The organism is Fannyhessea sp. (assembly GCF_986145555.1).
Genome location: NZ_CFRCNA010000033.1, coordinates 1 through 8,727, shown reverse-complemented (window position 1 = coordinate 8,727; position 8,727 = coordinate 1). Strand labels below are relative to the sequence as shown.

The following is an 8,727-nucleotide window of genomic DNA, read 5'->3' as shown; positions in this document are numbered from 1 at the left end:
TGAGTTCTCCACCAAATAATTTTGATTTTTCAAGAAAATCGTAGCTCTCCTTATCTATGTACGATAAATCTTTTTGAAAGTTATTAGCAAAATCTACGGTGCGAACAAATAAAGCATAATTTTTTTCTTTATATGTTCTAACATTTTCCTTTAAGCTTGCAAAGCTACCATTAGCTACATAATCAGTAATTACTGAAGTAATCGTTTCTAATCTACACCACGCCCACCCCTCACGCAGCTCAAACGGTATCTCATCCTCAATACATTTCACCGTTCCGTCGGCAAACTGCTCATAATGTAAACTATCATCTTTACAAGTGACTTAGGTGTAAAGAAACGCCATCATCTGATGCGATGTTCTTGGCAAATTTATTTAAGAAGTACTCATAGATTTTTCCGATAATATCTCCACCGACTTCATCAAGTGCAGAGTTATTAAATATACGAAGAAGCTCTGATAAAATCTCATCAAAGAAATCAGTATAGCTTTTAGGCAGCACGCCGACTAATTGCTCATTTTGACCCCCAATGAGCTGCATAGCGTTATTGACAACTTCTCCTAAACTAGTCAAAAGGTGATGATGGATAAGCGTATTATGAACTTATCTCCAGCGGTGAGGAAGGAATATAAAAAGTTGTATGTTGCTTATAAGCTGGATACTAATTTTGTTGATATTGTCTTCCAGAAACAAAGATTGCGTATTTCGATTAATATGAAGTTTTCAGAGATTAATGATCCTAACGGTATCTGCAGGGATATTACAGGTTTAGGTCGTTGGGGAAATGGTGATGTAGAATTGTTTATGGAGCATCAGGATGAATTAGATCAAATTATGGAAATTGTGAAGCAATCCTATAATGCACAGGCAGAATAATAGTCTGGGAACGTTAAAGGAGAATTCCTATTTGAAAAAGAAAAACGACAAAATAACCATCCGTTCCAGTGCAGTGGAATACCTGACCTATGTTACCACTGTGGGTGAACAGCCAGACAGTATTGAAATGCGTTATGAGGATGAGAATATATGGCTGACGCAGAAGATGATAGCTACGCTGTATGATGTGGATGTTCGTACAATCAATGAGCATATTAAGAAGATTTATTCCGACTCAGAGCTTGAGGAAGATTCAACTATCCGGAATTTCCGGATAGTTCAAACCGAAGGTTCACGTCAGGTGACTCGTGATACAAAGCATTATAATCTTCAAATGATTATTGCGGTTGGATTTAAGGTGAACAATGAGCGAGCAGTGCAGTTTCGTAAGTGGGCCAATGGCATAGTGAAGGACTACACCATCAAAGGATGGGTCATGGATGATGAACGCCTGAAAAATGGTGGATCTGTGCTCACAACAGAGTACTTTGACCGTTTGCTTGAGCAGATTCGTGAGATCCGTTTGTCTGAGCGTAGATTCTATCAGAAGATAACTGACATTTATGCTACAGCTCTTGATTATGACCGCACAGCGAAAACAACGAAGAAGTTCTTTGCAAAGGTTCAAAATAAGATGCATTATGCAGTTCACGGTCATACGGCAGCAGAGTTGATTTATGAGCGCGCAGATGCAGACAAGCCACATATGGGTCTAACCACATGGGCAGCGGCACCGGAAGGAAAGATTGTAAAAAGTGACGTAAGCGTTGCAAAGAATTATCTGAATGAGCAGGAAATACGTTCATTAGAGCGTATTGTTTCGGCGTATCTGGATCTGGCAGAGGATCGTGCGGAACGCCATATTCCGATGACAATGGAGGATTGGGCAAAACGTCTGGATTTATTCCTGATGGCAGATGACAGAGAGGTCCTTCAGGATACAGGTAAGATTACAGCAGAGATTGCAAAGGCAAAAGCGGAGACTGAATTTGAAAAGTATCGTGTTATTCAGGATAGATTGTTCATGTCTGACTTTGATAAATACATGCTGGAATTGGAAGAGAATACGAAGAAGTAATAGGATCGGTTCTTCGCCAAATCTAACCTTTATGTTGGCATCACTCGTCCGCCACGAGTTGGACGACCTTTTAAGAGTTCTGCTTCAACCATCTTGTATCTGCTATAGGCATAGCGTAAGAAAATCAGACCAAGTACAGGCATACAATATTGATTTGATGTTAGCTTGGAACCAGCACGTAATAAATCCGTAGATTCCCATAATTCTGATTCAAGTTTTCTTGTATTAATCATTTTGATTTTTTCTCCGCTATAAATTCCAAAATATCGTTAGGCGTGCAGTGTGGGGCCGTGCAAATGCCTTCCACTTTCTCTAGTGATATAATTTTCCCGTCCGTAGTTTGGTAATAATGTTGGCGGAAATATTGCTCATTCTCATTAAGTCCTGATTGGACATATCTTCTTCAATCATGCGATGTAAGTTGTGAATGCCTGCAGTGCGCACCGCGGCACCTTTGTGCGTCAGCGCTGTACAGAAACAGATGACATGTTTTATTCCAAGGCACTTATTTTTGTGTATAAGAAGCGTGATAAAGCTCATACATGGTATTTATGTTTCTGACAGGTTACTAATTATAGTTTATGTACGTCTTTACAAAAATACATGGTATTACTTTAATAACAAATTTCGAATTCCTTCGCCTTCAGGGTTGGGCGTTTTCAAAGTGTTAGTGTTTTCGGATTTGTGGCGAATCGTTTCGCAATACCTTTTAAGGTATTGCGTAACATGTTCGCAAATGTGTATGATAGTACAAGTTCTTAAAAACTTGGTGCTGCACTATAACCTAAAGGGGGTTGCCATGCTTGCTCAAACTACGCTTACGTGTGTTGCGTCTGCTTCTAATAATTCTTCTGTACAGGCATGGTGGTGGCAATCTTTAGCTAAGTGTTAATTACTCTGAAGTATTGCTGATTTTTGTAGAGGGCTTTCGGAGTAATTCTGAAAGTCTTTTTTATTTACATCCCTGTATACGTTTTTTATCAAATATATCTATGCTGTGCACATGTTGATATCCACGAAAGGACTTATTATGTCATACGAACAAGCTCATGTATTAAACGACCAAAACACTCAAAACACTCAAAACACTCAAAACACTCAAAACACTCAAAACACGGTCAATCCTTTTGATGAGATTACGAGCGATGTGTCACAAAACGCAACACCTCATCACGCGCTTTCAATTTCATCGCTTATTTTGACCGCTGTGCTTTTAGCTGCTGGTTGTATTTTGGATTTAACGGTAGCAAAGTCTTTGGCAATTACGGGAATTCAGCCCGAATTTGTTATTGCTTCGTTTTGTTTAAGTATTTTATTGCTTAAACCTAATGTAGTTCAGGGCATTATTATTGGCGCACTTGCCGCAACGCTTATTCAGCTCAATACGTCAATTCCTGGTCTTGAGTATGCATGCGATATTCCTGCGGCTGCTTGTATGACGCTTATGACGCTTGCCTATACTCATATGTTCAACCATATTAGTGCTTCAAAGCTCGATCCATTTCCCTTTATTTTAACGTTTGTCACCACACTTATTTCTGGCGGTATTTTTGCAACCGTTGCAACCCTTGTATTCTTGCACCTCGAACTTGGTGCCGCTTTGGTAATGGCTCCTATTGTGGTGGGAACTGCTTTTGCAAATGGACTTGTGGTTGCCTTGCTGTATCAGCCTCTTAAATTGGTTTTGCACAAATAACGTCCAAGCTAAGTTCTTATGCGCAACAATCATGCGTGAGTATCTTGGTAAAAATTGCTATACTGACAAAATAGCAGCAAACACAAGCGCCTACGGTGAAGTATGCTTGGAATACAAGTTAAACTGCCTCAACGTTTTATTGACTATAAGGGAAAGGGCATATGCGCGAAGATAAATCAATACCATGTGATGATGTTACGCAAGATGTGCCTCATGCATCTCAGCTTATGCCACTTATCTCTTTTAAGCATGTAAGCTTTGCGTATGCAACGCAGCAGCAACCTCAAGTCGATTTTGCGCGAGCAGATGCTCATACAAAATCACATGGAAGCGTTTCCGCAGCTCGCTCGCGCAAAAGCCAAGTTTGTGCGCTTAAAGACATAAATACTTCTATTTATGAAGGTGAATTTGTAGGAATTATTGGCTCTACTGGAGCTGGTAAAACAACATTGGCTTCGCTGATGACAGGAGCTATACCTCATCATTTTGCTGGAACATTAAGCGGTAGCGTTACGATTTACGCAAAAGAATCTCGAACGCTATCGCTTACTCAAATTGCACGATATATTGGCTCTGTTATCCAAGATATTGATGCTCAAATGGTTGCTGGCAATGTTGAAGATGAGCTTTTGTTTGGCCTCGAAAATTTTGGTATTGCGCACGATGAAATTTATTCACGTATGGATGAGGCTTTGCGTGCGGTAGGTATTTTAGACTTAAAATATCGTGATATGGACACACTTTCGGGCGGACAAAAACAAAAAGTTGCTATTGCTGCAATTTTGGCTCTGCGTCCCCGCGTTATGATTTTAGATGAGCCAACGTGTGCGCTTGATCCAGCCTCTTCCGAGATGATTTTTTCGATTCTTTGTGACTTAAATGCAACATACGGAATTACCATAGTGGTCATTGAACAAAAAGTTGCACTTTTGTGCAAGTATTGCCGTCGTTTGCTTGTATTGTCACAAGGTGAGCTCTGCTTAGATGCTCCTATTGATGAAGCGCTGAGGCAACGTGAGCTTTTGGATTCGGTGGGAATTAATTATCCGCGTACTACACGCTTAATCCAAACGCTTCGCGCGCACGGTTTGAATGATTCAAGCACGTCGCATCAAATAATGCCGGTAAGCGTTACCGATACCGTGCACGTACTGGACGATATGCTTTCGTCTGTGCCTTTGCAATCATTTGTGCACGATATGCACCAACCGCTTTCGGATAGCGTTATTGCGCGTGTACATGCATCTTCTTCACAATCCACGTGTATATCGCAGCAGGAACAAGATTGCGCAAAGACTTTGGCTTTTGAACATGTTTCGTTTTCGTACGCTGGCGCTCAAGAAACGTTAAGTGATATCTCGTTTTCACTATATCCTGGAGAGCTTGTTGCGCTTGTGGGACAAAATGGAGCAGGTAAGACAACTATTACCAAGCTCATAAATGGTCTTTTGCGTCCGCGTGCTGGAACAATTTCTTTGTGCGGTACCTCCACACAAAACATGCCCGTGAGCACGCGTGCACGTTTTGTTTCTACGCTTTTTCAAAACCCCGATTATCAGCTTTCAAAACCCAGTGTTCGAGAAGAAGTTGCGTTTAGCTGTTTGCTAGTAGGAATCGATAAAGATAAAGCTTACGCTCGTGCCGATAAGGTAATTGATGAGCTAAATCTTGACCCTTCTGCCAGCCCTTTTATGCTTTCGCGCGGTCAGCGTCAGATGGTGGCGCTTGCAGCAACTATGGTTACCCGTCCGCAATTATTGCTTTTGGACGAACCAACTTGTGGTCTTGATTTTGTTGAGTGCCAGCGTGTAATGGAACATGTTATACGTTTGCAGCAAACGGGCTGTGCCGTTCTTATGGTATGTCATGACATGGAAGTTGTAGCCGATTACGCTACGCGTCTTATGGTTATAAGCAAGGGGAAGCTTCTTGCAACAGGGGATATGCAAAGTATTTTCTCACAAAAATCTCTTTGTGCCCAAGCTGCAATTTCTCCTTCTCAGCTGGCAAGCGTGGCACATGGTTTAGTAAACAAGTCATGGACGGTTTGCACCAACTGTTATACGCAAGAGTTGCTGCTAGAAGCATGTGCTCTCAAACACACGCGCGCTCAAGGAGTGTAGTATGAATACGATTCTTTCTTATCACGAAGGTAAAACGCTCCTTCATCGTGCAAATCCACTTTCAAAACTTGTTTTAGCAATGAGTGTAGTTATAGCTGCGTTTATTACTTCAGATTGTCGCGCACTTGTGGTGCTTGCACTTCTTATTGTGCTTACCATGTATTCAGCGCATATTTTATCAGCACTGCGCTCGTTGCTCAAAGCTATTTTGATTTTATCCTGTGTGATGTTTTGCCTTCAAAGCATGCTGAATCAAGGGGGGACACATCTGTTTTTATGGATAACAGATGCAGGCCTTATAAGTGCATTGCGCGCGGCGCTTAGGCTCTTTTGTTTTGCATTGCCGCTGGTAAGTATGCTTTCGGTTACCAAATTAAATGATCTTGCTAATGCCTGTGTTGCTTATCTGCATATTCCTTATTGCTATGCATTTACTATTACCACAGCTATTCGTTTTGTTCCTATCTTTGCATACGAAATGACGCAAATTAGCGAAGCTCAAATGGCGCGTGGCGTTCAATTTGATACGCCCAATCCGTATAAGAAACTCAAGCTTATGATGCCGCTTATTATTCCGCTTTTGGTTTCATCGGTTCGTAAGGCCGATATGTGTGCTTTAGCGGCAGAACAGAGGGGTTTTTATCTTCGCACAGCACAGAGTTCGTATAAAACATATCCGTTCTTACCTCAAGATGGTGTACTTTTTCTCGTTTCTTTTATGTTAATTGCCGCTGCCTGCGCTTTTTCGTTACTATAAAAAGGATGTTACTTTTTAAGGAGGGCGTATGGCAACCAATACTTTTACCGATTTGTGCCACATCTTTGTTAAAGGTGGAGATGGCGGTGCGGGTTGTATGTCGTTTCGTAGAGAAGCATACGTCCCTAAAGGTGGCCCCGATGGCGGTGATGGAGGAGAAGGCGGAAGCATTATACTTCGTGCAAAGACGTCGGTTTCTTCTTTAGTTGCCTTTAGGTTTAAACATCATTTTAGAGCCGAGCGTGGAACACACGGTCAAGGTGCTCGTAAACATGGAAAAGATGGAGAGTCTCTTATTTTAGATGTGCCAGTTGGTACCGTGGTAAGAGAGCTTGATTCAAAAACTATGAAGCCACTCTATACGCTGGCAGATCTTACTGTTGATGGACAAGAGGTTGTTGTTGCACAAGGAGGACATGGCGGCCGCGGTAATATTCACTTTGTGACATCTGTTCGACGTTCTCCTGCTTTTGCCGAGAAAGGCGAGCCTGCACAGGAACATTGGATTGAACTCGAAATGAAAGTTATGGCCGATGCTGCGCTGGTTGGTATGCCCTCGGTTGGAAAAAGTTCGCTCATTGCGCGTATCAGCGCTGCTCGTCCAAAAATTGCTGATTATCCGTTTACTACGCTTGTTCCAAATTTAGGAATGGTTCGCGCCGCTTCAGGCTATTCTTTTGTTGTTGCCGATGTTCCCGGTTTAATCGAAGGCGCAAGTGAAGGAAAAGGCCTTGGTCATCAGTTTTTACGTCATATAGAACGCAGCGCGCTCATTTTGCACGTTGTGGATATAACTGGTGGTCTTGAGGGTCGCGATCCCGTTATGGATTATCACACCATTAACCACGAACTAGAAGCCTATGCTCCCGAGCTAAGCCAGCGTCCACAAATTGTGCTTGCAAATAAATGCGATATGCCCCATGATCCTCAAGCTCTTGAAGAGCTTAAACGTCTCGCTCTTGCCGCAGGTCACAGCTTTATCGAAGTGTCAGCTCTTACAGGAAAAGGTATCGAAACACTTAAAAATGTTTGTGCTTCGCAAGTGTATGAATTACGAAAAGAGCTTCATGCTCAAACATTAAAAGATGCCGAGCGCACACAAATTGAAACTCAAAAGGTTCGCTACGAGCTTACACGACGTGAGAATATGGTTCATATAACGCAAGAATCAACAGGTATTTGGCGTGTGAGCGGAACTCGTGTTGAGCGTATGGTTGTTCAAACTGATTGGGAAAATGATGAAGCAGTTGTGTATCTACAACATCGTTTTGATCGAATTGGTCTTGAAGAACGACTGATGAAACATGGTGCAAAGCCTGGCGATGAAATACGTATCCTTGGGTATTCATTTACCTTTGAAGGAGCAGATACACTCACAGATGACGAAGATGACATGCCTTGTGATGCTACGTCTATCGACACCGCATTGGTTGTTGAAGAAGATGATTCAGCATCAGCTGACACATCTTTCTCCACGCCAGATGTACCTTCTGTATAATGCCAAAATGTTGCGCGTAAAGAATAAGGATATCTCATAAAGGAGCGTTGATTTTGCAGGATATCTTTGAAGTCTCAGATATTTATGTCATAAAAATAGGTTCATCTACCTTGGTCGATGCAACAGGCGAGGTGGATACTGCATATATCCAAAAACTTGCCGATGATATCGCAGCGTTTAAGGCGGCAGGTAATCATGTAATTGTGGTTTCATCTGGTGCTGTTGCTGCAGGTATGAAACGTTTGCATATGTCGGTGCGCCCAAGCGATATCCCTTCCCTTCAAGCTTGCGCAGCAGCTGGTCAGGCACTCTTAACCGAGGCATATGCACAAGCACTTGGTGCTCATGACATAAGTGTTGGACAAGTTTTACTTACCCGTCATGATGTATGTAGTAGAGAAACGTATCTTAACGCTCGGACTACCATAGGAACGCTGTTGCATTTAGGTGCAGTGCCTGTGGTAAACGAAAACGACACCGTCTCGGTTGCCGAATTTACGTTTGGAGATAATGACACGCTTGGTGCAATTGTTGCTACGTTGGTTCATGCTGATGCCTATATTATTTATACCGATGTCGATGGCTTATACACCGCAAATCCTGCAACCGATTCAAAAGCGCGTCATATAGATACGGTTCACAAGATCACTCCCGAGCTTATTGCTTGCGCTACAGGTTCGGTGTCAGGCGTTGGTACCGG

General features: G+C 42.3%; 10 protein-coding genes and 1 pseudogene. 7 read left to right on the top strand and 4 right to left on the bottom strand.

Annotated elements, in window-relative coordinates; genetic code table 11:
* Both AC5GD6_RS05720 and AC5GD6_RS05715 read right to left on the bottom strand, forming a co-directional pair.
* Positions 1 to 271, bottom strand: a 271-nt coding sequence (locus AC5GD6_RS05720; RefSeq protein WP_491846434.1) for a hypothetical protein, incomplete at its 3' end; no start/stop codon positions are given.
* Between the two features lie 40 nt (positions 272 to 311).
* Positions 312 to 572 (bottom strand): hypothetical protein, encoded by a 261-nt coding sequence (locus tag AC5GD6_RS05715; RefSeq protein ID WP_491846433.1) that lies wholly within the window; start codon positions 570 to 572, stop codon positions 312 to 314.
* Positions 573 to 581: 9 nt separating this feature from the next.
* On the opposite strand from AC5GD6_RS05715, the gene AC5GD6_RS05710 reads away from it, so the two are divergent.
* A complete protein-coding gene (locus tag AC5GD6_RS05710) occupies positions 582 to 875 on the top strand; it encodes a DUF5655 domain-containing protein (RefSeq protein WP_491846432.1) in 294 nt (97 codons plus the stop codon).
* Between the two features lie 31 nt (positions 876 to 906).
* Complete coding sequence (locus AC5GD6_RS05705) at positions 907 to 1,953, top strand: virulence RhuM family protein (RefSeq protein WP_311430942.1); 1,047 nt, start codon at positions 907 to 909, stop codon at positions 1,951 to 1,953.
* Positions 1,954 to 1,982: 29 nt separating this feature from the next.
* Here AC5GD6_RS05705 and AC5GD6_RS05700 read toward each other — a convergent pair whose 3' ends face one another.
* Both AC5GD6_RS05700 and AC5GD6_RS05695 read right to left on the bottom strand, forming a co-directional pair.
* Positions 1,983 to 2,186, bottom strand: coding sequence for a type I restriction-modification system subunit M N-terminal domain-containing protein (locus tag AC5GD6_RS05700; protein ID WP_311430941.1), 204 nt, complete (start codon positions 2,184 to 2,186; stop codon positions 1,983 to 1,985).
* Positions 2,183 to 2,364, bottom strand: a pseudogene (locus AC5GD6_RS05695) (helix-turn-helix domain-containing protein). The gene AC5GD6_RS05700 and the pseudogene AC5GD6_RS05695 overlap by 4 nt, the downstream one beginning before the upstream one ends.
* 619 nt (positions 2,365 to 2,983) lie before the next feature.
* On the opposite strand from AC5GD6_RS05695, the gene AC5GD6_RS05690 reads away from it, so the two are divergent.
* From AC5GD6_RS05690 to proB, 5 genes are all read left to right on the top strand, one after another.
* Positions 2,984 to 3,649: a tryptophan transporter gene (locus tag AC5GD6_RS05690; RefSeq protein ID WP_491846431.1), complete on the top strand. Its 666-nt coding sequence runs from the start codon at positions 2,984 to 2,986 to the stop codon at positions 3,647 to 3,649.
* 161 nt (positions 3,650 to 3,810) lie between these two features.
* Positions 3,811 to 5,772 (top strand): ABC transporter ATP-binding protein, encoded by a 1,962-nt coding sequence (locus AC5GD6_RS05685; RefSeq protein WP_311430939.1) that lies wholly within the window; start codon positions 3,811 to 3,813, stop codon positions 5,770 to 5,772.
* Position 5,773: 1 nt separating this feature from the next.
* The gene (locus tag AC5GD6_RS05680; protein ID WP_311430938.1) at positions 5,774 to 6,529 is read left to right on the top strand and encodes an energy-coupling factor transporter transmembrane component T family protein; all 756 of its coding nucleotides are present in this window, start codon (positions 5,774 to 5,776) and stop codon (positions 6,527 to 6,529) included.
* 28 nt (positions 6,530 to 6,557) lie between these two features.
* Complete coding sequence (gene obgE, locus AC5GD6_RS05675; protein ID WP_464359473.1) at positions 6,558 to 8,027, top strand: GTPase ObgE; 1,470 nt, start codon at positions 6,558 to 6,560, stop codon at positions 8,025 to 8,027.
* Between the two features lie 53 nt (positions 8,028 to 8,080).
* Positions 8,081 to 8,727: glutamate 5-kinase (proB, locus tag AC5GD6_RS05670; protein WP_491846430.1), on the top strand; the 647-nt coding region annotated here is incomplete at its 3' end.

Excerpts from the sequence above, each read along its gene's own strand:
- AC5GD6_RS05710 (WP_491846432.1), top strand. The coding sequence starts at position 582 with ATGGATAAGCGTATTATGAACTTATCTCCAGCGGTGAGGAAGGAATAT.
- AC5GD6_RS05700 (WP_311430941.1), bottom strand. The coding sequence starts at position 2,186 with ATGATTAATACAAGAAAACTTGAATCAGAATTATGGGAATCTACGGAT.
- AC5GD6_RS05690 (WP_491846431.1), top strand. The coding sequence starts at position 2,984 with ATGTCATACGAACAAGCTCATGTATTAAACGACCAAAACACTCAAAAC.
- AC5GD6_RS05685 (WP_311430939.1), top strand. The coding sequence starts at position 3,811 with ATGCGCGAAGATAAATCAATACCATGTGATGATGTTACGCAAGATGTG.
- AC5GD6_RS05680 (WP_311430938.1), top strand. The coding sequence starts at position 5,774 with ATGAATACGATTCTTTCTTATCACGAAGGTAAAACGCTCCTTCATCGT.
- obgE (WP_464359473.1), top strand. The coding sequence starts at position 6,558 with ATGGCAACCAATACTTTTACCGATTTGTGCCACATCTTTGTTAAAGGT.